This window comes from Pseudarthrobacter oxydans (assembly GCF_034258515.1).
In the GTDB taxonomy this organism is placed as follows: domain Bacteria; phylum Actinomycetota; class Actinomycetes; order Actinomycetales; family Micrococcaceae; genus Arthrobacter.
Genome location: NZ_CP139438.1, coordinates 3,570,929 through 3,595,920, shown reverse-complemented (window position 1 = coordinate 3,595,920; position 24,992 = coordinate 3,570,929). Strand labels below are relative to the sequence as shown.

At 67.2% G+C, this 24,992-nt stretch carries 24 protein-coding genes; 14 read left to right on the top strand and 10 right to left on the bottom strand.

All coding sequences use genetic code 11. The features are described 5' to 3' along the window. Nucleotides 1-60: 60 nt before the first annotated feature. From SMD14_RS16430 to SMD14_RS16420, 3 genes are all read right to left on the bottom strand, one after another. Complete coding sequence (locus SMD14_RS16430; RefSeq protein WP_321214340.1) at nucleotides 61-882, bottom strand: hypothetical protein; 822 nt, start codon at nucleotides 880-882, stop codon at nucleotides 61-63. 109 nt (nucleotides 883-991) lie between these two features. Further along, complete coding sequence (locus SMD14_RS16425) at nucleotides 992-1,459, bottom strand: hypothetical protein (RefSeq protein WP_321214339.1); 468 nt, start codon at nucleotides 1,457-1,459, stop codon at nucleotides 992-994. A gap of 113 nt (nucleotides 1,460-1,572) precedes the next feature. Continuing rightward, a complete protein-coding gene (locus tag SMD14_RS16420; protein ID WP_157241243.1) occupies nucleotides 1,573-2,121 on the bottom strand; it encodes a YceI family protein in 549 nt (182 codons plus the stop codon). Nucleotides 2,122-2,318: 197 nt separating this feature from the next. On the opposite strand from SMD14_RS16420, the gene SMD14_RS16415 reads away from it, so the two are divergent. The 10 genes from SMD14_RS16415 (at nucleotide 2,319) to SMD14_RS16370 (ending at nucleotide 16,461) form a co-directional block, all read left to right on the top strand. Then, nucleotides 2,319-2,999 (top strand): histidine phosphatase family protein, encoded by a 681-nt coding sequence (locus SMD14_RS16415; RefSeq protein ID WP_157241245.1) that lies wholly within the window; start codon nucleotides 2,319-2,321, stop codon nucleotides 2,997-2,999. A 2-nt stretch (nucleotides 3,000-3,001) separates the two neighbouring features. Continuing rightward, nucleotides 3,002-3,640, top strand: coding sequence for a TlpA family protein disulfide reductase (locus tag SMD14_RS16410; protein ID WP_409339690.1), 639 nt, complete (start codon nucleotides 3,002-3,004; stop codon nucleotides 3,638-3,640). A 14-nt stretch (nucleotides 3,641-3,654) separates the two neighbouring features. Beyond that, on the top strand, nucleotides 3,655-4,410 hold the full coding sequence (locus SMD14_RS16405; RefSeq protein WP_321214338.1) for a cytochrome c biogenesis protein CcdA: 756 nt from the start codon (nucleotides 3,655-3,657) through the stop codon (nucleotides 4,408-4,410). After that, on the top strand, nucleotides 4,410-6,185 hold the full coding sequence (locus SMD14_RS16400; protein ID WP_321214337.1) for a cytochrome c biogenesis protein ResB: 1,776 nt from the start codon (nucleotides 4,410-4,412) through the stop codon (nucleotides 6,183-6,185). Before SMD14_RS16405 ends, SMD14_RS16400 begins: the two co-directional genes overlap by 1 nt. After that, nucleotides 6,185-7,288, top strand: a complete 1,104-nt coding sequence (gene ccsB, locus SMD14_RS16395; RefSeq protein ID WP_321214336.1) for a c-type cytochrome biogenesis protein CcsB — start codon at nucleotides 6,185-6,187, stop codon at nucleotides 7,286-7,288. Before SMD14_RS16400 ends, ccsB begins: the two co-directional genes overlap by 1 nt. Nucleotides 7,289-7,443: 155 nt before the next feature. Continuing rightward, on the top strand, nucleotides 7,444-9,531 hold the full coding sequence (locus SMD14_RS16390) for an Hsp70 family protein (RefSeq protein ID WP_321214335.1): 2,088 nt from the start codon (nucleotides 7,444-7,446) through the stop codon (nucleotides 9,529-9,531). Between the two features lie 2 nt (nucleotides 9,532-9,533). After that, nucleotides 9,534-11,597, top strand: a complete 2,064-nt coding sequence (locus SMD14_RS16385) for a LuxR C-terminal-related transcriptional regulator (protein WP_321214334.1) — start codon at nucleotides 9,534-9,536, stop codon at nucleotides 11,595-11,597. 163 nt (nucleotides 11,598-11,760) lie between these two features. Next, nucleotides 11,761-12,879, top strand: a complete 1,119-nt coding sequence (locus SMD14_RS16380; RefSeq protein WP_321214333.1) for an IniB N-terminal domain-containing protein — start codon at nucleotides 11,761-11,763, stop codon at nucleotides 12,877-12,879. A 109-nt stretch (nucleotides 12,880-12,988) separates the two neighbouring features. Next, nucleotides 12,989-14,935 (top strand): dynamin family protein, encoded by a 1,947-nt coding sequence (locus tag SMD14_RS16375; protein WP_321214332.1) that lies wholly within the window; start codon nucleotides 12,989-12,991, stop codon nucleotides 14,933-14,935. Next, a complete protein-coding gene (locus SMD14_RS16370; RefSeq protein ID WP_321214331.1) occupies nucleotides 14,932-16,461 on the top strand; it encodes a dynamin family protein in 1,530 nt (509 codons plus the stop codon). The genes SMD14_RS16375 and SMD14_RS16370 overlap by 4 nt, the downstream gene beginning before the upstream one ends. Here SMD14_RS16370 and SMD14_RS16365 read toward each other — a convergent pair. Together SMD14_RS16365 and SMD14_RS16360 are read right to left on the bottom strand one after the other, a co-directional pair. Further along, on the bottom strand, nucleotides 16,450-17,058 hold the full coding sequence (locus tag SMD14_RS16365) for a hypothetical protein (RefSeq protein ID WP_321214330.1): 609 nt from the start codon (nucleotides 17,056-17,058) through the stop codon (nucleotides 16,450-16,452). The two genes, SMD14_RS16370 and SMD14_RS16365, sit on opposite strands and share 12 nt — an antisense overlap. Nucleotides 17,059-17,070: 12 nt before the next feature. Then, entirely contained in the window at nucleotides 17,071-17,463 is a 393-nt protein-coding gene (locus tag SMD14_RS16360; protein ID WP_157241258.1) for a PLD nuclease N-terminal domain-containing protein, read from the bottom strand. 62 nt (nucleotides 17,464-17,525) lie between these two features. Between SMD14_RS16360 and SMD14_RS16355 the strand changes: the two genes are divergently transcribed. Beyond that, complete coding sequence (locus tag SMD14_RS16355) at nucleotides 17,526-17,837, top strand: DUF4229 domain-containing protein (RefSeq protein ID WP_321214329.1); 312 nt, start codon at nucleotides 17,526-17,528, stop codon at nucleotides 17,835-17,837. A gap of 2 nt (nucleotides 17,838-17,839) precedes the next feature. Here SMD14_RS16355 and SMD14_RS16350 read toward each other — a convergent pair whose 3' ends face one another. The 5 genes from SMD14_RS16350 to SMD14_RS16330 all read right to left on the bottom strand — a co-directional run bounded on the left by SMD14_RS16350 (nucleotide 17,840) and on the right by SMD14_RS16330 (nucleotide 22,212). Further along, nucleotides 17,840-18,721, bottom strand: coding sequence for a 1,4-dihydroxy-2-naphthoate polyprenyltransferase (locus tag SMD14_RS16350; RefSeq protein ID WP_104998946.1), 882 nt, complete (start codon nucleotides 18,719-18,721; stop codon nucleotides 17,840-17,842). A 67-nt stretch (nucleotides 18,722-18,788) separates the two neighbouring features. Continuing rightward, nucleotides 18,789-19,967, bottom strand: a complete 1,179-nt coding sequence (locus SMD14_RS16345; RefSeq protein ID WP_321214328.1) for an AMP-binding protein — start codon at nucleotides 19,965-19,967, stop codon at nucleotides 18,789-18,791. A 13-nt stretch (nucleotides 19,968-19,980) separates the two neighbouring features. Continuing rightward, complete coding sequence (locus SMD14_RS16340; RefSeq protein WP_321214327.1) at nucleotides 19,981-20,949, bottom strand: 1,4-dihydroxy-2-naphthoyl-CoA synthase; 969 nt, start codon at nucleotides 20,947-20,949, stop codon at nucleotides 19,981-19,983. 22 nt (nucleotides 20,950-20,971) lie between these two features. Beyond that, nucleotides 20,972-21,412 (bottom strand): VOC family protein, encoded by a 441-nt coding sequence (locus SMD14_RS16335; protein WP_321214326.1) that lies wholly within the window; start codon nucleotides 21,410-21,412, stop codon nucleotides 20,972-20,974. A 38-nt stretch (nucleotides 21,413-21,450) separates the two neighbouring features. Continuing rightward, nucleotides 21,451-22,212 carry a lysostaphin resistance A-like protein gene (locus SMD14_RS16330; RefSeq protein WP_321214325.1) on the bottom strand — a complete coding sequence of 254 codons (762 nt, stop codon included), beginning with the start codon at nucleotides 22,210-22,212 and terminating at the stop codon, nucleotides 21,451-21,453. Between the two features lie 147 nt (nucleotides 22,213-22,359). On the opposite strand from SMD14_RS16330, the gene SMD14_RS16325 reads away from it, so the two are divergent. Genes SMD14_RS16325 through SMD14_RS16315 form a run of 3 tightly spaced genes read left to right on the top strand, consistent with a single transcriptional unit; the run spans nucleotide 22,360 to nucleotide 24,947 of the window. Next, nucleotides 22,360-23,334, top strand: coding sequence for a metal ABC transporter substrate-binding protein (locus tag SMD14_RS16325; protein WP_321214324.1), 975 nt, complete (start codon nucleotides 22,360-22,362; stop codon nucleotides 23,332-23,334). Next, nucleotides 23,331-24,074 carry a metal ABC transporter ATP-binding protein gene (locus tag SMD14_RS16320; protein WP_157241268.1) on the top strand — a complete coding sequence of 248 codons (744 nt, stop codon included), beginning with the start codon at nucleotides 23,331-23,333 and terminating at the stop codon, nucleotides 24,072-24,074. Before SMD14_RS16325 ends, SMD14_RS16320 begins: the two co-directional genes overlap by 4 nt. Before the next feature lie 3 nt (nucleotides 24,075-24,077). Next, nucleotides 24,078-24,947, top strand: a complete 870-nt coding sequence (locus SMD14_RS16315) for a metal ABC transporter permease (protein WP_321214323.1) — start codon at nucleotides 24,078-24,080, stop codon at nucleotides 24,945-24,947. The last annotated feature ends 45 nt before the right edge of the window (nucleotides 24,948-24,992 follow it).

Below are 24,992 nucleotides of genomic sequence, written 5' to 3'. Positions count from 1 at the left end.
TTCCTTCGCGGTTCCGGCTGCTTTTCGGGACCCACGCCCGCAGGGTGGTTGGTGCCTGGACTACCGGCCGTACGGGTTGCCCATGTTGCCGCCGTACGGATTGGCGAACGGCTGCTGCCGCCGGAAATACGGAGCGGCACCAGGCAGGTAGAGCAGCACAATGGCCGCGATCCCCAACAACGTGCCGATGGTCGCGAAACTGGGAGGGCCGAAGAGGCCCAGGACGGAAAGTGCCGCGAAGACGGTGCCCAGGATGCGTGCCCAGTTCTTGCCCTTGCGGACAAAGAATGCCACCAACAAGTACAGCGCCAGGCCGATGATGGTGAAAACCACCAGGGTGCCGGCGATGACACCCTTCATATCCTCGTACGTGACTCCGGCGCCGGTGCCCTGGACCTGGCTGTCGAAGACATCGCGGAACCGGGGATCATCCAGCGTGGTGAGGCCGGCAAGCGCGGAGGCAACGAAGATGGCGGCAGAGGCGATCAGCAACCAGAACGAAATGTTGACCAGCTGGGGAACGCCCGTGCTTCCGGACGGCTGCGGCTGCTCCGACGGGTATTGCGCGTAGGGTGACTGCCCGTACGGCTGCTGCCCGTAGCCCGGAGCCGCCGGCGGGTTCTGGCCGTACTGCGGCGCGTTTTGCCCGTACTGGGGTGCGCCGGACTGCTGGCCGTACTGCGGGGCGTTCTGCCCGTACTGGGGCGCGCCGGACTGCTGGCCGTACTGCGGGGCGCTCTGCCCGTACTGGGGTGCGTTCTGGCCGTACTGCGGGGCGCCGGACTGGGGTGCGTTCTGGCCGTAGCGGGGACCCTGCGTGCCAGGCTCGGAGCCGGACTCGGGATCGTTTGGAACGGGAGGCGGGACAGGGGGAGTACTCATGGGCGTTCCTTTTGCATGTCGGGTTCCAGGTAGGCTGCCGGGAATGGTCCTGTGCCCTACCCCCAGCATGGCTTAAGTCCACCGTACTCCGGGGCGGGCGGCTTGTGGGTCATTCGGAAGAGGTATTCCCGCGCCGTCCTGCTGCGGCAAAGAAGGCCTGCGAACGGGGCAGCCAGAGAAGGACAGTGGCGGCCAGGCTGATGAGGAAGGCAGCCCAGTTGCCAGCCTGGCCCACGCCCATGGCCCCGTTGGCGACGGCCAGGACCAGGGTGATGCCGGTGAGTGCCGTCAGGCCCAGCCGTGCCCGGTGCTTCCCCTCTTTCATGGCGAGGGCGAACACGATCTGGGCCGCCCCCACGCTGGCCGCCAGCAGCATGAGCAGCAGCACCTGGGTTGCGGCTCCCGGCGCAGCAGCGAAGAGCACCAGGGAGGCCAGCATGCCGAGGAGTCCCCCCAGCAGGCCCAGGATGCCGCCCACGAACCAGATCCAGAACGAAACCTTGAGTTCGGTGGGAAGGGCCGCCACCGCGAAGATCCGGGCGAAACCGGTCCGGGGCGCGCTGGGAGAGTTGCTCATGGCCCTCACTGTAAACCCCTCCGGCGAGGGGGGAGTGGAGTCGGGAGTTAAAAGGAGGCACCCCGGCACCGGACTGCGGACGTCCAGTGCCGGGGTGCCGGCGGGAAAGGCGATTACGCTGCGGGAGCGATGAAAGCCAGTTCCAGGTTGATGGCCACCTTGTCGCTCACCAGGACGCCGCCGGTCTCCAGGACAGCGTTCCAGGTCAGGCCGAAGTCCTTGCGGCTGATGGTGGTCTCAGCGGAAACGCCGGCGCGGGTGTTGCCGAACGGGTCCACGGCCACGCCGTTGAACTCGGTGTCCAGCGTGACGGGGCGGGTGACGCCCTTGATGGTCAGGTCCCCGGTCAGCTCGTAGCTGTTGCCCTTGGCCACCAGGCCGTTGGAGACGAAGGAGATCTCGGGGAACTTCTCCACGTCGAAGAAGTCCTCGCCCTTGACGTGGCCGTCGCGGTTGGCATCGCCGGAATCGAAGCTGGCCGTGTTGATGGTGGCGTTGATCTTCGCGCCGGCCACATCCTCAGGGAGGTCCAGGGTTGCTGCGGCTTCCTTGAACTGGCCGCGGACCTTGCTGATGCCCGCGTGGCGGACGGTGAAGCCGATCTCGCTGTGGGAGTTGTCCAGGGTCCAGGTGCCGGTGGTGACGTCTGCGGGAAGTGCCATGATTTTGCTCCTTGTGTGTGCTGTGAGGGTTCTGCTATTGAAGCTTCATCTGTTGAAGTATCAACTAACTGCTGCATCCAGTATAAACATGCATTTGCATGTTTCATTCCCATCTTCGGAACATTTCTTCAAAAACTTCAGTTCTACTCTGTGTAGAAGATTTCGGATCGCACGCCATCTTTGAGAAACTGGTAAACATGCCCCAAGCCACTGTCCATTTGCTCCGCCACGGCGAGGTCCACAACCCTGACGGCGTTCTGTACGGAAGGCTGCCCGAATTCCACCTCTCCGAGCTGGGGCAGGAGATGGCGCGCATGCTCGCCGAGCACTTCCGCCGCCGCGCCGCAGCCGGCGCCCGCATCACCTACCTGGCAGCGTCGCCGCTGGACCGTGCGCAGGAAACTGCACGGCCGACGTCGGACGCCCTGCACCTGGAAATCCACACGGACGAGCGGATCATCGAGGCGGAGAACTACTTCGAGGGCATGAAGGTCACCAAGGCGGAGCTTCGCCGGCCCAAGCACTGGCCCCGGCTGGTCAACCCGCTGCGGCCCTCGTGGGGCGAGCCCTACAGGAACCAGGCCTCCCGGGTGATGGAAGCGGTGCAGGATGCACGGCTGCGCGCCATCGAACTGGCAGCCGGGGACTTCGGAACGGACGGGCCTGAAGCGATCATGGTCAGCCACCAGCTCCCCATCTGGGCCACCCGGCTGAGCGCCGAGGGCAGGCCCCTGTGGCACGACCCCCGGAAGCGTGAATGCACGCTGACATCCATCACGTCGCTGGTGTTCGACGACGGCGGCGCGCTCCTGCGCGTGCAGTACAGCGAACCGGCGGCTTCCCTACTTCCGGGTGCGGCAAGCACCCCTGGAGCCTAGTAGTGACCGACAGTAATGAAAGGAACGGGCTGCCCCCTGCGCCCGTCACCTCCCGCCGCAGCCTGCTTGCTGCCGGCGGCCTCGCCCTGACCGCCCTGGCCCTAGGGCTGTCCGGCTGTGCGCAGGAGGACGCCCTGGCGCAGCAGGCCAAAGCGGGGGACAACAAGAACTATGTGGCCGGGGACGGGTCCGTCACGGAGTTCGCCGCCGGAGACCGCAAGTCCGCCATCCAGGTCAACGGCACCCTGTTCAACGGCACCGCGGTTGCGCCCGCCGACTTCCAGGGCAAAGTGACAGTCCTGAACTTCTGGTTCGCGGCCTGCGCCCCCTGCCGGGTGGAAGCGCCCATCCTGGAAGAGCTCCACCAGGAATTCACGGACCAGGGCGTGCAGTTCTTCGGCGTCAACCTCCGGGACGAGAAAGCCACGGCAGAGGCGTTCGAGAAGAACTTCAACCTGACCTACCCGAGCTTCGACGACAAGGGCGGCGGCGTCCTCCTGGCCGTCTCCGGGCTGGTTCCGCCCGGCGCGGTTCCCACCACCCTGGTGCTGGACAAGCAGGGCCGCGTGGCCTCCCGTGTCCTGGGCGAAGTCCAAAAGGGCACCCTGAAGGCCCTCATCGCTGCCGCCGTGGCAGAGTAGCGGCGGCCCGGACCGTGAACAGCCCCTTCGCCGAAGCCATCCTGAACGGCTCGCTCCTCCTTGCCATTCCCGTGGCACTGCTGGCCGGACTGGTTTCCTTCCTCTCGCCCTGCGTCCTGCCCCTGGTTCCCGGGTACCTGGGTTACGTCACCGGGCTGAGCGGCGTGGACCTGGAAAAGCAGAAGCGCGGCCGGATGCTGCTGGGCATTGGACTGTTCGTGCTCGGCTTCTCCGTGATCTTCGTCCTGCTGGGGGGTGCCTTCGGCCAGCTGGGAACCCTCATCACGGGCACGCAGAATGCCTGGATCACCCAACTCCTGGGCATCCTGGTGATCGTCATGGGCGTGGTGTTCATGGGCGGCTTCAGCTGGCTGCAGCGCGACGCCAAGATCCACGCCAAGCCGCCGGCCGGGCTCTGGGGCGCGCCGCTGCTGGGCCTGACCTTCGGGCTGGGCTGGGCGCCGTGCATCGGCCCCACCTACTCCGCCGTCCAGCTGCTGAGCCTCTCCGGCGGCTCCTCCGCCGCCAAGGGCGCCTTCCTGGCCTTTGTCTACAGCCTGGGCCTGGGCATTCCCTTCCTGCTGATCGCTTTGGCACTCCGCCGCGGCATGGGTGTGATGGCGTTCTTCCGCAAGCACCGCCTGGCCATCCAGCGCACCGGCGGGGGCATCCTGGTGGTGCTGGGCCTGCTGATGGCCAGCGGCGTCTGGGGCGCCTGGGTGACCGAACTCCAGTACTGGTTCCAAACCGATGTGAAGTTGCCGATCTGATGAGCGAGCGCGTGAACGTAGACAAGAAATCTTCCGCCCCGGTCACTGGCGCCGGTGCGCCAGGTTCCAAGGCGGACGCCGCGCTGCCGGCCCTGGGCCCCAAAGAGATGCTGCGCTGGGCGTGGACCCAGCTGACCAGCATGCGCACGGCGCTTTTCCTGCTGCTGCTCCTGGCCGTCGCGGCCGTGCCGGGCTCGCTGTTCCCGCAGCGCCCGGCCAATCCCGCCGTCGTCACCCAGTACATCAAGGACAACCCGGACTACGGAAAGCTGCTGGACACCCTGCAGCTGTACGACGTCTACTCTTCGGCCTGGTTCTCGGCCATCTACCTGCTGCTGTTCATCTCGCTGATCGGCTGCGTGGTGCCCCGCGCCATTGCCCACTACCGGGCCATGCGGTCCCAGCCGCCGCGGACCCCCAAACGCCTGTCCCGCCTTCCCGAGTACGGCACCCTGGTCATACCGGCCGACGCCGGGATTCCGGCGCCCGCGGCCATCCACAGTGCCGCCGGGCTGCTGAGGAAGCGCGGCTACCGCGTTGAAGTGAGGGACGACGACGGCGCGCGGCCGTCTTTGGGCGCCGAGCGCGGGTTCCTGAAGGAAGTGGGAAACCTTGTCTTCCACACTTCCCTCATTGGCGTGCTGGTATCCGTGGCCGCCGGCGGCCTGTTCGGCTACAGCGGCCAGCGCATCCTGGTGGAGGGCGACACCTTCGTGAACACCCTGGTGGGCTATGACCAGTTCAACCCCGGCACCAACTTCCAGTCCAGCCAGCTGCAGCCCTACTCCATCCAGCTGGACAAGTTCGACATCACCTTCGACCGCGAATCCCGGGGCAAGTTCGGCCAGCCCATCGATTTCTCCGCCGCCGTCACCACCAAGGAAAACCCGGACGCACCCGCGCGCCAGGAAACCCTGAAGGTCAACGATCCCATCACCCTCGGCGGCACCAGCATCTACCTGACCGGCAACGGCTACGCTCCCGTGGTGACCATCCGGGACGGCGCCGGCAACGTGGCCATGCAGGGACCCGTGGTGGCCAAGCTGCAGGGGGACAACTACTACTCCTCCGTGGTGATCAAGGTTCCCGACGCCAAGCCAGACCAGCTGGGGTTCGCGGGCTTCTTCCTGCCCACCGCCTTCGTCTCCAACGAGGGGGTCTCCTTCAGCGGGGACCCGGAACTGTTCAACCCGCAGCTGACGCTCAACTCCTACTACGGGGATCTTGGCCTGGATGACGGGGCTCCGCAGAACGTCTTCGAACTGGACGTCAAGGACCTCACACCGCTGAACGCACGGAACCTGGACGCCGGCGGCATTACCCTGGCCCCCGGGACCAGCTACACGCTGCCGGAGGGTAAGGGCACCATCAGCTTCGACGGCGTCAAGCGCTACATCGGCGTGGACATCCACCACAATCCCGGGCAGGCCTACGCCCTGGTGTTTGCGCTCCTGGCCGTGGCCGGACTGATCCTCTCGCTTTACGTCAACCGCCGCCGGGTGTGGATCCGCACGGGCACCCACGAGGACGGCCGCACCATGGTTGAGTACGGACTCCTGGCCCGCGGCGAGGACCACCGGCTTGCTGCCGAAGCCGCTGCCCTCCGTCAGCTGCTCGGCGGTGAGTGGCAGCTGGACCCCGGGCCGGACACTGCACAGCCGGGGGATTCCCAGCAAACACCCAGCAGCGTGCGCGAGAATAGCGCCGGCGCTGCCGCAACCGCAGGCCCAGCCACCACCCCAGCCGGCCCCCCAGGGCCCGAAAAGGACCAGTAATGCCGTTTGGAATCAACGAAACCATGGGCCAGTACAGCGAGCTGTTCATGCTCCTGGCGGCCGGCACATACACGGTGGCCTTCATCGCCTTCGCCTGGGACCTGGCCAAGAGCAGCAAGGCCCTGCGCGCCATCGACCTGAAGGCCGCGCAGGCCGGCCTCGACGGCCACGCCCGGGAGGCAGCCAAGGTTCCGGTGGCGGCCGGGGTGGGGGAGCGCGCTGAAACGCACCTGGCCGGGCCTGCCGGCAGGGCCGAGCGGCCGTCGTCGTCCACTGCCAGGACCGCAGGGGCAGGGGCCGGAGGCGTGGCCACCGCCGACGCTGACATGCGGTACGCCGCTGAACGCCGCGCCCCCGCCCGGGTAGCCGTGGCCCTGACCGTCCTCGGCGCACTGATCCATGGTGCCGGTGTCGTGACCCGCGCGCTGGGTGCGGGACGCGTGCCCTGGGGCAACATGTACGAATTCCTCACCACCGGCGCCTTCGTGGCGGTGGCGGTGTTCCTGCTGGTCCTGGTCCGCCGCGACCTCCGCTTCCTGGGTACCTTCGTGGTGGGCCTGGCCATCATCATGCTGGTGGCCGCGTCCGTGGCCTACTGGACCCCGGTGGGCCACCTGGTTCCCGCCCTGCAGAGCTACTGGCTGATCATCCACGTGTCCATCGCCGTACTGTCCTCCGCGCTGTTCACCCTGACATTCGCCATGTCCGCGCTCCAGCTGGTCCAATCGCACCGGCAGAAATCGGTGGCTGCCGGTGGCGCTGACAAGCTCGGCTTCATGCGCCTGGTGCCGTCCGCGCTGAGCCTGGAGAACCTGTCCTACCGCATCAATGCCATTGCTTTCATCGGCTGGACCTTCACCCTCATGTTCGGCGCCATCTGGGCCGAGAAGGCGTGGGGACGGTTCTGGGGCTGGGACACCAAGGAGGTGTGGACCTTCGTCATCTGGGTGGTCTACGCAGGCTACCTCCACGCGCGCGCAACGCGCGGGTGGACGGGCACGCGGGCTGCCTGGCTGTCGATCGTGGGCTACCTTTGCGTCATTTTCAATTTCACCATCGTGAACCAATTCTTCAACGGCCTCCACTCCTATTCAGGGCTCTGAGCAGGGGTTTCTTCCGGAGGCCAAGGCGCCGGGCAGGGAAATAACAATTCGTTTTAGCAATGGGGGTGTTCCCGGTCCGGCCGTAATGCTACCTTGGTGACGTTCGCCAGTGATGAAGCTTGCAGGCGAAACGACAGTATTCCCTGAGGTACCCCATGAGCTACGTTCTCGCCATTGATGTCGGGACCAGCTTCACCGCTGCTGCCGTTGCACGCTTCGATCACGGTACCTCCTCTTCTCCTGAGTGCCTCCCGCTGGGAATCCGCGGAACCTCAGTACCCTCTGTGCTGTTTTACCCGGAGGAAGGCCCCGTCCTGGTGGGGGAAGCCGCGGAACGCCGCGGGCTTGATTCCCCGGCCCGGGTGGTACGGGAATTCAAGCGCCGGATGGGCGACGCCGTGCCGATCTCCGTGGGCACGCTCTCCCTGCCCGCCGAGGACGTCTTCGCCACCATGGCCCGCTGGGTGGCCGACCGCGCAGAGGAACGCGAGGGGGCGCCGCCGTCGGAAATCATCCTGACCCACCCGGCCGCCTGGGGGAGCCACCGCACCTCGCTCCTCAGGGAAGCCCTGGCCGCCAGGAGCCTGCAGAACGTTGCCCTGGTGACGGAACCGGAGGCCGCAGCCCTGCATTACGCCTCCCAGGTGCGCGTGGAAGAGGGAAGCACCATTGCCGTCTACGACCTTGGCGGCGGAACCTTCGACACGGCCGTCCTCCGGAAGGCCGGCAACAACCGGTTTGAGCTGCTGGGCCGCCCGGAAGGCATCGAAAACCTTGGGGGAGCCGACTTTGATGCGGCGGTCCTGCGCTACGTGGCCAGTAACACCGGCGGCTTCCTCTCCAGCCTCGACACCTCCGATCCCGGGGCCCGCGCTGCGCTGGCGAGGCTGCAGCGCGAATGCGTGGAAGCCAAGGAGGCGCTCTCCGCGGACAGCGAAGCCAGCATCTCCGTCCTGCTGCCGGGATTCCACCAGCAGGTGCGCCTGGTCCGTTCCGAATTCGAGGCACTGATCAACGAGCCCATCCGGGACACGGTGGACGCGCTGGAACAGTCCCTGGCGAGCCTGCGGCTGGAACCGGCGGACCTTTCCGCCGTGCTGCTCATTGGCGGATCATCGAGGATCCCCCTGGTTGCGCAGGTGATCTCCGAACAGCTGGACCGGCCCATCGCCGTCGACGCTGATCCCAAGTCCTCCATTTGCCTCGGTGCTGCCGCCGCGGCTGTCCTGGCGCGCGAGGCAGCCGCCGCCGAGGTTGTGGCGCAGGCTGCCGCTGCGGCGGAAGCCGGCCGTGCCGCCGCGGCCCGTGATGCGGCCGCACCGGGTTACGCGCCCGGACGGCTGGCGAGCTGGTCGCGGAAGAGCACGACGGCGGCAGGCGCGATGGCTGGAATCGCAGCCCAGGGTGCCGGGCATGGCCAGCACGGACACCGGGGCGGCGCCCACGCGCCGAAACCTACGGTTCGGCTGACCGCCATCGCGGCAGCTGCGGCCGCGTTCACGGTCCTTTCGGCTACCGCTGCCCAGAGCCCCGAGGGCCTCAGTAGCCTGACATCCATCTTCACCCCCAAGGCGGACGCCGCCCCCGAGAAGGGTTCTTCCTTAGGCGGCTCGGGCGGCGGCGGAGGAGTCGGCGGGGCGGCAGCGGCCGGTGCCGGTGCGGAAGCGCAGGAACCTGCGAGGGGCATCGAAGCCAGTGCCAGCACGAAGGACTCCGCCCCGGGCGGCGCGGGCCTGGACGTGGCCGCCTCACCCACCAGCAGGCCGACGTCCAGCGCCGCCGCGGAGCAGGCTGCCGCGGACTCCGGCGGAACGGGCGCTCTTGACACCGGTACCGGTACAGCTGACTCCGCCGGAACCGGTGCCGGCGGAGTTACGGAGCCCGTCGGCACACCCGCTGTCCCTGCCGGAACGGTTGATCCTGCGCCGGGTACAAGCGACCCAGTGCCGGTTGAGACGGGAACGGGGAGCCCTGTCCCCGTGGACCCGCCGCCGACGACTGAGGAGCCGCCCGCGACCGAGGAGCGTCCGCCAGTGACCGAGGAGCCCCCGCCAGCTACCGAGGAGCCTCCGCCCCCGGTGACGGAGGAGCCCACGCCGCCGGCAACCGAGGAGCCGCCGCCTTCCGCGCCCGAACCCACCGCGTCCACGGCCACGGAGTCCGCTCCGGCCACCGATCCGGCCACGGCCACGGAGGCCGCTCCGGCCACCGATCCGGCCACGGCCGCTGAACCGGCGGCTTGAGCATGACCGGGAATGAGATCCGGCCGGTGACCCTGTTGCCCGAGCTGAACCACCACGTGCAGGAGCCCGGTGCCGCAGAACAGATGGCCGGGCAGCTCAAAGGCGAGAACGCTGCTATGCGTGAATTGCTGCTGGCCCTTTCCGTCGGCTTCGTCCTGCCTGGACCACTGCCAGCGGACCTGCAGCGCAGACTTGACACTGGCGACGTGCAAAGCCTTGGCGCCCTTGTGGAACGGGCAGAAGCTGCAGGACTCCTGACGGCGGACGGGACCGTGGCGGGGCCGGCGCAGCAAGCCCTGCTTGCCGTCGTCCCCGCCGCCAAGGTGCATGCGCTTCAGCGCGAGCTCGTTACGGTGTACGCCAGGGACGGCGTGCCCCTCGGCGACGTCGCCCGCGAACTGGCGCGCGGAGGCCTGGCAGATTCCCGCGTGGCGGCTGAACTGGAGCATGCGGCCGACAAGGCTCTTGACCATGATCCTGCGCTGGCGTCCCAACTCTATGGGGAAGCCTTGCTGGCAGGGGCCGACGAAGCAGCGACCGCCGCCCGCCGCGCGCAGGCCGCAGCAGCGAACGGCGACCTGGACGCAGCTACGCGGATCATCGACTCGCTGCTCGTGTGCGACGATCCGCCGGACGTGCGCCGGGGCGTGGACGTGGCCGCAGCAGTCTGGGCCCAGCGAGGCATGCTGGCGCGGGCAGCGGACGTGTACAGCTGGCTGGGTGCCAGCCGGATTGGACCATCAGCCCCCCTCGCGGCAGTGGCCATGATCGGGTGCGGCAACCGGGCCGGCGCGGAAGCACTTTTCCAGCCGGCCGCGCCGCCCGCTTCTCCCACCCTCCTGGCTGCCACGCTGGTCGAGACAGGGAAGGGCATCTACGGATCAGTAAGCGCGGACCCGCAGCAGGCACTCCCTGTGCTGATCCATGCCTCGGACATGTTCAATGCGGCAAACGCGGCGCTTCCCCTTCCGGAGACGCCGGCCGCAATGGCTGCCCTCCTGGCACTGCACAGCGGAGAGCCGCGGCTGGCGGAAACCGTGTGCCGGTCTGCCACCGCTGCCGGCCAGGGCGGCAATGCCGCGAAGCCCAGGCTTTTCCTGCTTCAGGCGTGGTCTGCCATGCAGCAGGACAAACTCGAGGATGCCCGGCTCGCGATCAACGAGGCCTCCAAAGCGAACCACTGGCCGCTCGTGCCCAGGGACGAGTTCCTGCGCGCAGCCCTGGAAGTTGGCCTGGCCAGGCGGAACGGCGACGTGCCGGAACTCATCATGGCGTGGGAGCGGGCCCGGGAAGCCATGCTGCACACGTCCGTGGACCTCTACAGCCTCCTGCCATGGGGCGAGCTCATGATCACGGCCGCCCGCCTCAGGGAGACCCGGCGGGTGGCGCACTACCTCACCGAAGCGTGGCAGCTTCTTGACCGGCTGGGCGATCCGCCGCTGTGGGCCGTTCCCTTCCACTGGGCGGCGGTCCAGGCAGCGTTGCTGAGCGAAGACCCCGCGGGCCTCGCGCCCCATGCGGCGGCGCTGGCACGGGCGGCGCGTGACAGCCACCTCGCCGCGGTGCTTGCCGCAGCGGGCAAAGCCTGGGTGTCGGTCCTGGCCGGGAGGATGACGCCCGCTGATGTGGAGGCCGCTGCCCGGGGCCTGGGCAGGGTGGGCATGCCCTGGGAGGGCGCCAGGCTGGCCGGGCATGCAGCGGCGCGGGCAGAGGAGCGTAAGGACATGGTGCGGCTGCTGTCCTGTGCCAGGGACCTGCATCCCCAGGTGAGCCCGGCAGTCAACGGCTCATCCGGCCCCGCGGCCCGCAGCACCCCTGCCGCCGCTGAGGCGGCCGGCAGCCTGCAGCCGGACGGTCCGGGGCTGAGCGAAAGGGAAAAGGAAGTGGCCCGTCTGGTGCTCGAGGGCAAGACGTACCGCGAGATCGGCGAGGCCATCTACATCTCCCCGCGGACCGCTGAACACCACATCGCCAGGATGCGCCGCCGCCTTGGCGCTGAAAACCGCTCCGACCTGCTGGCCCGGCTCCGCCTAGCCTTGGGCCCCGAGGACCCTATGCAGGAATAACCCCTAACGCCCTAACGGCACGGGGCCCGATTCCCCGGCGGAAAGCCATCCGGTAGGGGGAATCGGCCCGATGCCCGGTCCTTGGCCCGAACCATACGTTTGATGCAAGCCCGGTTACGACGCCGAGCGATCCGCAACTCAGAGAAGATTGAGGACAAATCAAATGACGCTCGCAAACGACCTCGTCCAGTTCCTGATGCACCTCTTCGGCAACCGCCAGGCCGCACAGGACTTCCTGGACAATCCCGAGAAGGTTCTGGAAGACCACGGCTTCGGTGAAGTCTGCTCCGCAGATGTGGATGCCGCAATGCCGGTAGTCCTGGACTACGCACCAGTCACCACCTCCCGGTTCGACCGCGAGTACAACACCGGCGGCAACACGTCCTGGACCGGCCACATCGGCGGCGGCGGCGGGGGCGCGGGCGGCACCGGACACACTCCTCCTGCAGGTGGCGGAAGCGGCGGCGGACACCACGACCACGATGACCACGCCCACGCAGTCCAGCAGCTCCACCACGTGGTGAACAATTACTCCTACACCTCAACGGTGGATGACCGGGACAACATCGTTGACCAGTCCGTCAACCAGAACATCTGGGCCGAGGGCGACGTTGAGCAGTGGTTCGACAATGACTCCGTCATCGCCTCGGGGGACCGCTCCGTCGCAGCCGGCGACGACGCATACGTCCGGGACTCCAACAACATCAGCGATTCCAACAACACGGACAATTCCGCGGACAACTCCACGGACAACTCGGTCCACGCCGGCGGCGACATCAACATCGGCAACGAGAAGACGGACATCGACGACTCCTTCAACACAGACCTGGATGTTGACGTGGCTGATTCGTTCAACGACAACTCGGACAACTCCGTGAACCACGATATGGATGTCGCCGTCGAGGATTCCTTCAACGACAACTCCGACAACTCCGACAACTCGGACAACAGCGTGGACAACACGGACAACTCCACCGACGTTGCCATTGAAGATTCCTTCAACGAAGACAGCTCCACCAACACCGACGTGGACGTCGCACTGGAGGATTCGTTCAACGACAACTCCACCACGGAGACCAACACCACCGAGGTTGCGATCGAGGACTCGTTCCAGGACAACTCGACCGCGGAGACCAACACCACCGAGGTTGCGATCGAGGACTCGTTCCAGGACAACTCCGAGACCGAGATGACCCACACCGAGGACAACTCCACCAACACCGACGTGTACGTGGAAGACATCGAGGTCAACACGGCCATAGACGATTCAGTCGCCGGCTAGGCGGCCCCGGGGGCAGCGGAAGTGCCCGGCAGGAGGTTTCTCCCTCCTGCCGGGCTTTTCGGGGCTCACCCCCCGTTCCATTTCCGAGAATTGAGGCAAAGGACAGACCGTGGCAGAAGCAGGAACGGCAGGACAGCCAACGCCGGCAAGCGCGGGGCAGCTCATCAAGCTGGTGGAGCAAGGCCTTCAGCTGGTGGGCACGGGGGACAGGGCGGATCTCCGCAAACGCCTGCACCAAACCCTGGCAAGGCTGAAGGACCCGAGCATCCGGGTGATCGTCGTCGGCGAATTCAAGCAAGGCAAGAGCAAGCTCATCAATGCCCTGGTCAATGCCCCTGTGTGCCCGGTGGATGACGACATCGCCACCTCCGTCCCCACGGTGGTCCGCTACGGCGATCCCGCCTCGGCGAGCATCCTGGTGCCAAAAGACGGCACGGACGCCCCGGACGAATCCAACGTGGAGCGGCAGCCAGTCAACATTGCCGAACTTGCCGCCTTCGTTTCAGAACGCGGCAACCCTGGCAACAGCAAGAAACTTGTGGCCGCCGAGGTCTGCCTTCCCCGCAGGATACTGACCGGCGGACTCACCGTTATCGACTCCCCGGGCGTTGGCGGCATGGGATCCTCACACACCCTGACCACCCTCACCGCACTGCCCACAGCGGATGCCATGCTGCTGGTCAGCGACGCCTCGCAGGAATACACCGAACCGGAACTGCGCTTCCTCCGGCAGGCCATGCGGATCACCCCCAGTGTGGTGGGGGTCCTGTCCAAGACCGACCTCTACTCGGAATGGCGTCGCGTCGAGGAGCTGGACCGGGCCCACCTGGCCCAGGTTGCACCGGACATCCCGCTCTACCCCGTCTCCTCCGACCTGCGCCTGGAGGCTTCCCGGCTGCAGGATGCCGAGCTCAACGCCGAATCCGGCTTCCCGGGGCTGATCACGCACCTCCGGAACGAGATCCTGGGCAAGGCGCAGCGCCTCCAGCGGCGTTCGGTGAGCCAGGACCTGCTGTCAGTTACGGAAAACCTGCGGCTCTCGCTGCAGTCCGAGCTTGAAGCCCTCGAGAACCCGCAGGGTACGCCCCAGATGATCGCGGGGCTGGAGCTGGCCAAGGCCGAGGCGGACGACCTGCGGAAACGCTCCGCGCGGTGGCAGATCACCCTCAACGACGGCATCAGCGACCTGATCGCGGACATGGAATACGACCTCCGGGACCGGCTGCGGCGGATCCAGCGGGAAGCCGAGACAGCCATAGACCAGGGCGACCCGGGACCCACGTGGCCGCAGTTCTCCAAGTGGCTCGAGGAATGCGCGGCGGCCGCCATTTCGGACACGTTCGTATGGACCAGTGAACGGGCCCAGTGGCTGGCGGCGCAGGTGGCAGAACACTTCGCCGCCGATGAAGTCACCCTGCCGGTGTTCCGCGTCTCCGACACCGGGGATGCCCTGGACCCCGTGGACGAAATGCCAACGCTCGACGACGGACGCATCAAGCCGGTGCAGAAGGTCCTGATCGGCATGCGCGGATCCTACGGCGGTGTGCTGATGTTTGGCCTCCTGACGGGGATCTTTGGGATGGCTTTGATCAATCCCCTCTCCGTGGGGGCCGGACTGTTGCTGGGACGCAAGGCATTCCGGGAAGACCAGGAAGCGCGGCTCAAGCGCCGGCAGGCCGAAGCCAAGGCGCTGGTACGGCGCCAGCTGGACGATGTCACGTTCCAGGTAGGCAAGCAGCTGAAGGACCGGCTGCGGCTGGTTCAGCGCTCCATCCGTGACCACTTCACGGAGATCGCGGACGAGCACCACCGTTCGCTGACGGACTCTGTAGCGGCAGCGCAACAGGCAGCCACCACATATGCCCTCGAAAAGGACGCCCGCATCCGGGAGATCAAGGCGGAGCTTAAGAAGGTTGACGCGGTGTCCCGCGCCGCCGCAGCTGTTGCCGCAGAGGTATCTGCGGCAACGCCCCGCCAGGCGGGCGGAGGCCAGGACACTGCCCGGCCTTCAGCCGGCCGGCCGGCGGGGGCTTCAACCGTGGCGGCCGTGGGATGAAGAACCCTACGATGGCCGGTGCCAAGGAGCTGGTTGCCGCCGCCCTGGAAGTGTACGGGGATGATCCTGCTGCCTCCGACGCGCTCAAGGGCTATGGGCGCAGGCTGTCCGAGCCCCTGCGGATCGCCATCGCCGGAATGGTGAAAGCCGGAAAGTCCACGCTGCTGAACGCGATTATCGGGGAAGAGATAGCTCCCACGGATACCGGCGAATGCACCCGGATCATCACGTGGTACCGGCACGGGCACACGCCCCGCATCACGCTATACCCGGTGCAGGGCGAACCCAGGAGCCTGCCCCTCAAACGCGTGGACGGGCGGCTGGTGTTCGTCCTGGGGGACGTGCGGGCGGAGGACGTGGAGCGCCTGGACGTCCAGTGGCCCGCGCCGGGCCTGAAAGACATGACGCTGATCGATACCCCCGGCATAGCCTCGCTCTCGGGGGACATATCTGCACGGTCCACCAGCTTCCTGACCCCCTTGGATACCCCGTCGGAGGCTGATGCCATCATCTACCTGATGCGGCACATGCACGCCTCGGACCTAAGGTTCCTGGAATCCTTTGCCGACACCGCCGTGGGCCGCTCAGGCACCGTGAATGCCATTGCCGTCCTGTCCCGGGCCGACGAGGTGGGCGCAGGACGGATCGATTCCCTCCTGTCCGCCGGAGACATCGCCGAAAGGTACCGCCGCGACCACAACCTGAGGAAGCTGGCGCTGGGTGTGGTACCCGTTGCCGGCCTCCTGGCGCAAAGTGCCCGGACCATGCGCCAGCCGGACTTCCGCGCGCTTGAACTGCTGGCCGGCATGGACCGCGCGGCCAGGGAAAAGATGATGCTCTCGGCGGACCGGTTCCTCCGCGCAACGGATCCGGAAGGCATGACGGCTGAGGCCCGGGCCTCGCTGCTGGAGAGATACGGCCTTTTTGGCATCCGCCTGGCGGTGGTCCTGCTCCGGAATGGATTCGACCAGCCAACGCCACTTGCCCACGAGCTTGCCCGGCGCAGCGGCCTGGACCCGCTGCTGGAGACGGTGGGCCGGCAGTTCCAGGCACGGGCAGATGCGTTGAAGGCCCGGACAGCCTTGGTGGGGGTGGAAGCCCTGCTCCGCGCTTCTCCCCGCAAGGGGACCGAGCACCTCGCCGAGGCCCTGGAGAAGCTGCAGGCCAACGCCCATGAGTTCCGGGAACTGCGGCTGTTGTCGACGCTGCGGACCACCGGCGTCGGACTGAACCCCGAGTTTGCCGCCGAAGCAGAGGCACTCATCGGGGGCCTGGGTGCTGCCTCCCATGTACGGCTCGGGCTGGGCCCGGATGCCACCCCCGAACAGTTGGCTGACGAGGCACGGCGTTTGCTGTCCCGCTGGCGTGCACTGGCGGAGAACCCGCTGACGGACCGGGCGGCCCAGGACGCCTGCCGGGTGGTGATCCGCAGCTGCGAAGGCATCGTGGCGGAATGTTCAGTGCGCGAATTCCAGCGTCAGCTCGCCCAACACTCGTCGCGCCAGGCCAAACCGTTACCGGCCTGACCTGAGCCAGGCGGCAGCGGACGGGAAGAAGAACAGGACGAGCCCGATGAATGCCAGCAGGATCTCGATGCCCCAGAGGATGGCCACATAGCTGCCGGCGTCGCCCGGGGGCACCAGGAACGTGGCCGTCACCACCATGACCAGCACGTGCCCCGCCAGCAGCGGGACCAGTGCCAACCGGGCCCAGCCCTGCCGGCCTGCCACCACGCCGAGCATTGCCGCCTCGAGGAGCATTACCAGCAGCAGCGCACCGATGCTTCCCCAAAAGACGATGGCGGTGGCCGTGGTTATGGCGGTCTCGTCGCCGCCGGGAGCCGTTTCCTGCACCACGCTTCGCAGCCGTTCCAAGTGGGAGTCCCGGGTAAGGAAGGAGCCCACCAGGACCGCCAACCCGGCCACGAAGCTGAACAGCCAGAGGTTCCTGGCCACCCGGACGCTCCCCGGTGCCGGCGGGACCACCACGATCGGTGCCGGGGACGAATAGGACAGCCCGGGCCGCGGAGGCGGCGCGGGCTGTGTGCGGGGTGGCCCGTCTGGCGGCGACGCTGCACCGGCAGGGTTCCGCAGCCGGTCTTCTCCGTCAGCGTCGCGGGCCATCAGACTGGTTCCCTACTTCAGTCCGTCGGTGTCGTGTTCGTCGGTTTCGTGCTTGTCTTTCCCGCCGTCGTCGGTCTTTGCCTTGGCGTCCAGCTCATCCTTGAGCTTCTTCAGGCGTGCGGCCTCGGCTTCCTGCCGGCGGCGCACCTCCAGGTTGCGGAGGAAGTCCGGATCGTCGTCCGGGGCGGTGGGGTGGCTGTAGTTCTGGCGCTGCGGGGGAGCGCCGCGCGGCCGGCCGATCAGGAGCCAGAGGACCGCCCCGATCACCGGCAGGACGATCATGACCACGATCCAGGCAGGTTTGGAGATCCCGCGGGTGAGGCGCGCGTCGGTGCGGATCACGTCGACGAGCCCGTACACGAAGATGGCGAGGACTGCGACGGCCAAAACCACACGGAGGAGCATGCCATTAAGTCTATCGTCAGGAGGCGCAGGGGCCGTGGGCGGGAGGCGGCTAAACTTGAATAGTGGCCTTTTTGAAATATTCCCTGATCCGCCTGGCGCTGTTCGCACCCCTGTTCGTGCTTTTCACCTTCCTGGGCCTGGGCGCCCTGATGTCCGTCATCTGCGCGGCCCTGATTGCCTTCGCCGTGAGCTACCTGTTCTTCCAGAAGCAGCGGGACGAAGCAGCGGCAGCACTGCAGCACCGTTTCTCCGGCAAGGCCAAACCGCTGCGTTCGGCCGGCGAGGTCCAGGACGCCCGCGCCGAGGACGCCCTCCTGGACGCCAACCCGGACGTGGCCATCAGCAACGACGCCAAGGACCGCAAGCGGGCTTAGGACTAGAACCCGTGGCTGAGGACCAGGCCCAGTGAGAACAGCAGGCTGTAGCCGAGGTTGATCAGGCCGGTCTGCTTCAGGACCGGGATCAGGCTCTTGCGCTTGCGGCCGTTGATCATCAGCCATGCCGGCATCAGGCAGGCCGGAATCAGCAGCAGCACAATCAGCATCCACGGCCGGCCGGGAGCCAGGATGACCACCAGCAGGATGGCCACGGCCAGCATCAGCACATAGCTTTCCCGGGCGTGCTTGTCGCCCAGCCGGACCGCCAGGGTCTTCTTGCCGGCCTGCATGTCCGTGGGAATGTCCCGGACGTTGTTGGCCATGAGCAGGGCGGTGGCGATGAGGCCGGTGCCGATCGCGCCGATGATGGAGGGCAGGTTGATCTGCCCGGCCTGGGTGTAGGTGGTGCCCAGGGTTGCCACCAGTCCGAAGAACACAAACACGAAAACATCGCCCAGGCCCATGTAGCCGTAAGGGTTCTTGCCTCCGGTGTAGCCCCAGGCGGCCATGACGCAGCCCAGTCCCACCAGGATGAGCCACCAGCTCTGGGTGATCACCACCAGGACCAGCCCGAAGACCATGGCTGCGGCGAACGCGCCGAAGGCGGCCCGCTTGACGTGCTCCGGGCTTGCCGCCCCTGATCCCACAAGCCGCAGCGGGCCCACCCGGTCATCGTCGGTGCCGCGGATGCCGTCCGAGTAGTCGTTGGCGAAGTTCACGCCCACCTGCAGCAGGAGTGCCACGAGCGCCGCGAGGATGGCGTTGAACAGGAGGAACGAATCCATCTCGTAGGCGGCGGCGGAGCCGATCAGCACCGGCGCAATCGCGGCGGGCAGCGTCCGGAGTCGGGCGCCTTGGATCCATTGTGCGGCTGTAGCCACGGTCAGTACCTCGTGTGTGGTTGGGGAGGGCGGCAGGCGGGGGCCTGCCGGATGGTGCAGGTCTACTTTACTTTCCCTCGTGGAGGGCATTCAGTTCGGCGGTCATGGCCAGCCGGTCCGGCTTGCCGTTGGGCAGCAGCGGCAGCGAGGATGCGGCCAGGACCGTTTTGGGTGCCAGGATCCCCAATGTCCGGCGCCATTCCTGCTGAAGCACGACGGCATGGTCCCGGCTGGGCAGGGCGTCGTCGGCTTCGGCGCCCCGTGCGGACTCTGCCAGCGCCACGTAGGCGGCCACGGCCTGGCCCCATTCCGCGGAGGGCACGCCCGCCACGAAAGCCGCCGCGACGCCGTCGGACTTCACCAGCTCGTCCTGGACATGCGCCGCGGAAACCTTCATGCCCCCGGTGATGATCACGTCGTCCGCGCGGCCCAGGACGGTCAGGCGGCCGTCCTCGCCGATGCGGCCCAGGTCGCTGGTGCGGTACCAGCGCACGCCGTCCTCCTCGAAGAACGTCTCGGTGCTTTCAGGGGCCTCAAGGTACCCCGCAGCGATGGTGTCACCGCCGAGCAGGATCCGGCCGTCCCCCTCAACCCGGAGGGACACTCCCTCCAGGGGGAAGCCGTCGTAGACGCACCCGCCGGACGTCTCGGCGGAGCCGTAGGTGGTGATGACCCGGACGCCGGCGTCGCGGGCGGCGGCCAGCAGTGAGGCGGGGGCCGGGGCGCCGCCCAGCAGGACGGCGTTGAAGCGGCGGAGCACGGCCAGGGTTTCCGGAGACGGTTCGTCGAGGAGGCGCTGGAGCTGGGTGGGAACCAGGGAGGTGAACCTGATCCTGTCCGTCAGTTCCAGGGCAGCCTCGGTGAATGCTTGGGGCGTGAAACCCCGGGACATGTCCATGACCCACGGGCGGGTGCCGGCGAACAGGGAACGGACCAGGACCTGGATGCCCGCCACGTACTCCACCGGAAGGGCCAGGAGCCACTGGCCTTCGCCCTTGAGCGCCAGAGCCGTAGCCATGGAGGAGGCAGCCAGAGATTCCACCGTCAACACCGTCGCCTTGGGGGCGCCGGTGGAGCCGGACGTGCGCACCACGGCCACCGCGTCATCGCAGCCGGGAGTTTCCACATGTCCCACCAGCAGGGCGCCGTCGCTCCCGACCGAGAGTTCGACGGCGGGGCCCTCGCCGTGGAGGGCGGCCGCGAGGGCCTTGAGGGCGGGCTCTACATTGAGTGGGCCGCTGTTCATATGCCGCTCCTGGCTAGAAGTAGTACGGGAAGGAGGACCAGTCGGGTTCGCGTTTTTGCAGGAAGGCTTCCTTGCCCTCCACCGCCTCGTCCGTCATGTACGCCAGCCGCGTGGCCTCGCCGGCAAACACCTGCTGGCCGGCCAGGCCGTCGTCGGCAAGGTTGAAGGCGAACTTGAGCATGCGGATGGCCTGCGGCGACTGCCGGGCAATATCAGCTGCGTACTCCAAGGCAACCTCTTCCAGGCGTTCGTGGTCCACGGCCTCGTTCACCGCACCCATCCGCACCATGTCCCCGGCGGAATATTCGCGGGCCAGGAAGAAGATCTCGCGCGCTGCCTTCTGCCCGATCTGCCGTGCGAGCAGGGCGGAGCCGTAGCCGGCGTCGAAGCTGCCCACGGTGGCATCCGTCTGCTTGAACTTGCCGTGCTGGCGGGAGGCGATGGTCAGGTCCGCCACGACGTGCAGCGAGTGCCCGCCGCCGGCCGCCCAGCCGTTGACGACGGCGATGACCACCTTCGGCATGGTCCGCATCAGCCGCTGGACTTCCAGGATGTGCAGCCTGCCGGCGCGGGCGGGGTCGATGGTTTCCTGCGACTCGCCGTCTGCTGTGTCTTGTACTACGTACCGATAGCCGTCCCGGCCCCGGATCCGCTGGTCCCCGCCGGAGCAGAAGGAGTGGCCGCCGTCCTTGGGGGAGGGGCCGTTGCCGGTGAGCAGCACGGTGGCAACGTCCGGGGTCATGCGGGCGTGGTCCATGGCACGGTAGAGCTCGTCGACAGTGCCGGGCCGGAACGCGTTCCGCACTTCCGGCCGGTTGAAGGCGATCCGCACCGCGGGCAGGTCACGCACCCACCCGCCGTCGGAATCCCTTTCCACCTGCCGGTGGTACGTCATGTCCTGGAAGTCCTCGAAACCGGCCACGGTCCGCCAGCGGATGGGGTCGAAGACGTCTGACACTTGGGCGGGAATCTGTTTGCTCACTGTCCAAGTCTAGTAATCGGCCTTAGCTGATGCAGAACTCGTTGCCTTCCGGATCTGCCATGGTGTGCCAGGAGTGCGGACCCTGGCTGGCGGTCCAGAGGAAAGTGGCGCCCCTGGACTCAAGCTCCCGACGGACCTCATCCTTGTCCCGGCCGGCCAGGTTCACGTCCCAGTGCACGCGGTTCTTCACGGTCTTCCCCTCGGGTGCCGTCTGGAAGAGGACACGCCTTGCGGGTTGTTTGGACTCCAGTTCCTCCGGCGGCCGGATGGCGCAGCCCTCACGCCAGACCAGGTTGCCCCGGTGCGTCATGGTCTGGTCCTCCGTGGCGAAGCCCTGCTCGATCATGGAGCGGATGAACGCCGCGTCCTGGGGCTCCACGGACCACTGCAGGGTTTCAGCCCACCAGTCCGCGAGCTCGTGCGGCTTGCTGCAATCGACGACGATCTGGATGTTCAGTCCCATCCCACCAAGGTACGGGGGTCGATGGGGCCGCGGTAGGCCTACGGCTGCACCTGCTGGAGCTGGTCGAAGACCTCCGGCGGGATGGCATAGATGAACACCACGGCCAGCAGGTTCTTCGCCGCATGGACGAAGTAGGAAAACATCAGGTTCTTCCCTGTCCAGACGTACACGAAGACCAGGGTGGCGCCCATGGCCAGGTAGGGGAGCAGGGCAGCCAGGGTGATGGCTTCCCGGCCCACGATGTGCATGGCGGCGAACAGGACCACCGAGACGGCGCAGCAGATCCAGATGTTCACCCGCCGGCTCAGCTTGCCTATGAGCAGGTGGCGGAAGATGTACTCCTCCACGAACGGTCCCACCACTACCACCAGAGGAACCATGAGCCAGGCCGGCACCTGCTGCATCAGTTCCTGCAGGCCCGCCTGGTTCTCTGACGTCTGTGCCTCGCCGCCGGCGGCCACCACGATGGCGGTCAGGATCAGCATGGCGATCACCGCGGCGGGCACCATCATGAGCGTGAACCACGGGCGCGTGGCGAGGACCTTCAGGTCGCGGCCCGCCACCTTCCGGGCCGCCAGGAGCGCCAGGATGCCCACCGTGGCGTAAAAAAGCAGGTTCGCCGCGTAGGAAGCCGCCGCCGGGGAAGGAGCAACCTGCCGCAGGAACGGGGCCAGGAGTTCCCCCGCCACGGCGAAGAACCCGGCGATGGCCACGTACACAATCAGGGTTGCCCCGTCCAACGGCGAGAAGCGGTACAGCTGCGGCTGCGGAGCAGGGGGTATTCGGTGGGCGGTCGCCATGGCTTCAGCCTATCCCCCAACTAGGTAGCGCTAAGTGTCGTTCTGGGGCTCCAAAACGACACTTAGCGCTACCTAGTTGGGCGGGAACGGGGGGAGGTGGGCCGGCCGCGTTGCTGGGGGAAACGCGCGTCCCCTAGAATATTCGGTATGCCTAAATTTACGTTTCGGTGCGCCAAAGAAGCTGCCCCGATTGGCGCCCGCAGGACCGTGCGCTTCAGGACGGCGGCCGCTGCCGCCGTCGTGCTTTCCCTTGTGCTGACCGCCTGCGGCGGCGGGGCTTCGGGGAACGGGGACAGCAAGCCCGTGGTGCTGACCACGTTCACGGTGCTGGCGGATATCGCCCGGAACGTCGCGGGGGACAAGCTCATCGTGGAGTCCATCACAAAGGCCGGCGCGGAAATCCACGGCTACGAACCCACTCCCGGCGACATCCGGAAAGCCTCCAAGGCCGACCTCATCCTGGACAACGGCCTGAACCTGGAAGCCTGGTTCGCGCAGTTCGTGGACGGGCTGGACGTGCCCCACGCCGTGGTGAGCGAGGGCGTTGAGCCGATGCCCATCAGCGAGGACTCCTACCAGGGCAAGCCCAACCCGCACGCCTGGATGTCGCCGGTGAACGTCCAGGCCTACGTGGACAACATGGTGCGGGCCTTCAGCGACCTTGACCCCGGCAACGCCGCTGCCTTCAAAGCCAACGGGGACGCCTACAAAGCCGAACTCCAGGCCGTGCAGGACCAGATGACCACCAGCCTTGCCGCGGTTCCGGAAGCCCAGCGGGCCCTGGTGACCTGCGAAGGCGCGTTCTCCTACCTGGCCCGCGACACCGGGCTCAAGGAGGTGTACATCTGGGCTGTGAACGCCGAACAGCAGGCCACGCCCCAGCAGATCACCCGTGCCATCGAGTACGTGAAGGCCAACAAAGTCCCGGCCGTCTTCTGCGAATCCACGGTTTCCAACGCCCCCATGCAGCAGGTGGTGGAAGCCACGGGCGCACGGTTCGGCGGCACCCTGTACGTGGACTCCCTTTCCGAAGCGGACGGGCCCGTCCCCACCTACCTGGACCTGATCAGGCACGACGCCGACATCATCACCAAAGCACTCACAGCAGGGGTGGGGCAATGACCTCCCCGGCCATCCAGGTGGACAACGTCACCGTCCACTACGGCGAAGTCCTGGCACTCGACTCGGCGTCCCTGTCCCTTGACCCGGCGCGGATCTGCGGCCTGGTGGGAATGAACGGCTCCGGGAAGTCCACGCTGTTCAAGGTGATCATGGGCATGATCAAGCCCGACGCCGGCACGGTGCGGATCGGAGGAGAGCCACCTTCCAAGGCGCGCAGGGAAGGGGGCATCGGCTACGTGCCGCAAAGCGAGGAAGTGGACTGGCAGTTCCCGCTGTCCGTGCGCGACGTGGTGATGATGGGCCGCTACGGCCACCAGGGCTTCACCCGCCGGGCCTCGAAGGCCGACCGGGCTGCCGTGGACGAGGCACTGGACCGGGTGGAACTGGGGGAGTACGCCGGGCGGCAGATCGGCCAACTCTCCGGCGGGCAGAAGAAGCGTGCCTTTGTTGCCCGCGGGATAGCGCAGGGTGCCACCACCATGCTGCTGGACGAACCATTCGCCGGCGTGGACAAGAGGTCGGAAGCCACCATCACCAGGCTCCTGCGCGAGCTCGCCGCGGACGGCTGCACCATCCTGGTCTCCACCCACGACCTGCACGCGCTCCCGCAGCTCTGCGACGAAGCCGTGCTGCTGATGCACCGGGTCCTCATGCACGGCCCGCCGCAGGTGGTGCTGCAGCCCGAAAACCTGGCCATGGCGTTCGGCCTGGACGTGCTCAACCGGGAAGGGCGGAGCTGACCCGTGGAACTCCTCCTCGAACCCCTCAGCTACGACTTCATGGTCCGGGCCATCGTCACCACGGCGCTCGCCGCCGTCGTCTGCGCCGTCCTCAGCTGCTGGCTGGTGCTGATCGGCTGGTCCCTCATGGGCGACGCCGTCTCCCACGCGGTGCTGCCCGGCGTCGTCCTGGCCTACATTGTGGGCGCCCCCTTCGCGCTCGGCGCTCTGGTGTTCGCCCTGATCGCCGTGACCCTGATCGGGGTGGTCCGCAATACCAGCCGGGTGAAGGAGGACGCGGCGATCGGCATCGTGTTCTCCTCGCTGTTCGCCCTTGGCCTGGTGCTGATTTCCGTGACGCCCAGCCAGACGGACCTGAACCACATCATCTTCGGCAACCTGCTGGGCGTCAGCATTCCGGACCTCATCCAGGTGCTGGTGCTGGGCGTGGTGGCTTTCGCCATCCTGATCCTCAAGCGCCGCGACCTCACGCTCTACGCCTTCGATCCCACGCATGCGCACGCCATCGGACTGTCCCCGCGGAGGCTCGGGGCGCTGCTGCTGGGCCTCCTGGCCCTGACATCGGTGGTGGCGCTGCAGACCGTGGGCGTTGTCCTGGTGGTGGCCATGCTCATCATCCCCGGCGCCACGGCCTACCTGCTCACGGACCGGTTCTCCCGGATGCTGGTGATCGCCCCGGTGGTCTCGGCGCTCTGTTCGATCACCGGCATCTACGTCAGCTACTACCTGGACACGGCCTCGGGCGCCATGGTGGTGCTGACGCAGGGAGTGGTGTTCGCCGTCGTCTACCTTTTCAGCCCGCGCCAGGGCCTGATCGGCACCCGCCTGGCGAAGGCCCGGCGCAGGAAGGCGGCGGCCCTCGCTGCAGCTTGACTCGTGGCTTCACGCGGGGCAGTCTGGAGCGATGAAGTCCTGACC

What these genes read in the sequence shown, in the direction of transcription:
- SMD14_RS16430 (WP_321214340.1), bottom strand. Translation starts at nt 882, where the DNA reads ATGAGTACTCCCCCTGTCCCGCCTCCCGTTCCAAACGATCCCGAGTCC.
- SMD14_RS16425 (WP_321214339.1), bottom strand. Translation starts at nt 1,459, where the DNA reads ATGAGCAACTCTCCCAGCGCGCCCCGGACCGGTTTCGCCCGGATCTTC.
- SMD14_RS16420 (WP_157241243.1), bottom strand. Translation starts at nt 2,121, where the DNA reads ATGGCACTTCCCGCAGACGTCACCACCGGCACCTGGACCCTGGACAAC.
- SMD14_RS16415 (WP_157241245.1), top strand. Translation starts at nt 2,319, where the DNA reads ATGCCCCAAGCCACTGTCCATTTGCTCCGCCACGGCGAGGTCCACAAC.
- SMD14_RS16400 (WP_321214337.1), top strand. Translation starts at nt 4,410, where the DNA reads ATGAGCGAGCGCGTGAACGTAGACAAGAAATCTTCCGCCCCGGTCACT.
- ccsB (WP_321214336.1), top strand. Translation starts at nt 6,185, where the DNA reads ATGCCGTTTGGAATCAACGAAACCATGGGCCAGTACAGCGAGCTGTTC.
- SMD14_RS16390 (WP_321214335.1), top strand. Translation starts at nt 7,444, where the DNA reads ATGAGCTACGTTCTCGCCATTGATGTCGGGACCAGCTTCACCGCTGCT.
- SMD14_RS16385 (WP_321214334.1), top strand. Translation starts at nt 9,534, where the DNA reads ATGACCGGGAATGAGATCCGGCCGGTGACCCTGTTGCCCGAGCTGAAC.
- SMD14_RS16380 (WP_321214333.1), top strand. Translation starts at nt 11,761, where the DNA reads ATGACGCTCGCAAACGACCTCGTCCAGTTCCTGATGCACCTCTTCGGC.
- SMD14_RS16370 (WP_321214331.1), top strand. Translation starts at nt 14,932, where the DNA reads ATGAAGAACCCTACGATGGCCGGTGCCAAGGAGCTGGTTGCCGCCGCC.
- SMD14_RS16365 (WP_321214330.1), bottom strand. Translation starts at nt 17,058, where the DNA reads ATGGCCCGCGACGCTGACGGAGAAGACCGGCTGCGGAACCCTGCCGGT.
- SMD14_RS16360 (WP_157241258.1), bottom strand. Translation starts at nt 17,463, where the DNA reads ATGCTCCTCCGTGTGGTTTTGGCCGTCGCAGTCCTCGCCATCTTCGTG.
- SMD14_RS16345 (WP_321214328.1), bottom strand. Translation starts at nt 19,967, where the DNA reads ATGAACAGCGGCCCACTCAATGTAGAGCCCGCCCTCAAGGCCCTCGCG.
- SMD14_RS16335 (WP_321214326.1), bottom strand. Translation starts at nt 21,412, where the DNA reads ATGGGACTGAACATCCAGATCGTCGTCGATTGCAGCAAGCCGCACGAG.
- SMD14_RS16330 (WP_321214325.1), bottom strand. Translation starts at nt 22,212, where the DNA reads ATGGCGACCGCCCACCGAATACCCCCTGCTCCGCAGCCGCAGCTGTAC.
- SMD14_RS16325 (WP_321214324.1), top strand. Translation starts at nt 22,360, where the DNA reads ATGCCTAAATTTACGTTTCGGTGCGCCAAAGAAGCTGCCCCGATTGGC.
- SMD14_RS16320 (WP_157241268.1), top strand. Translation starts at nt 23,331, where the DNA reads ATGACCTCCCCGGCCATCCAGGTGGACAACGTCACCGTCCACTACGGC.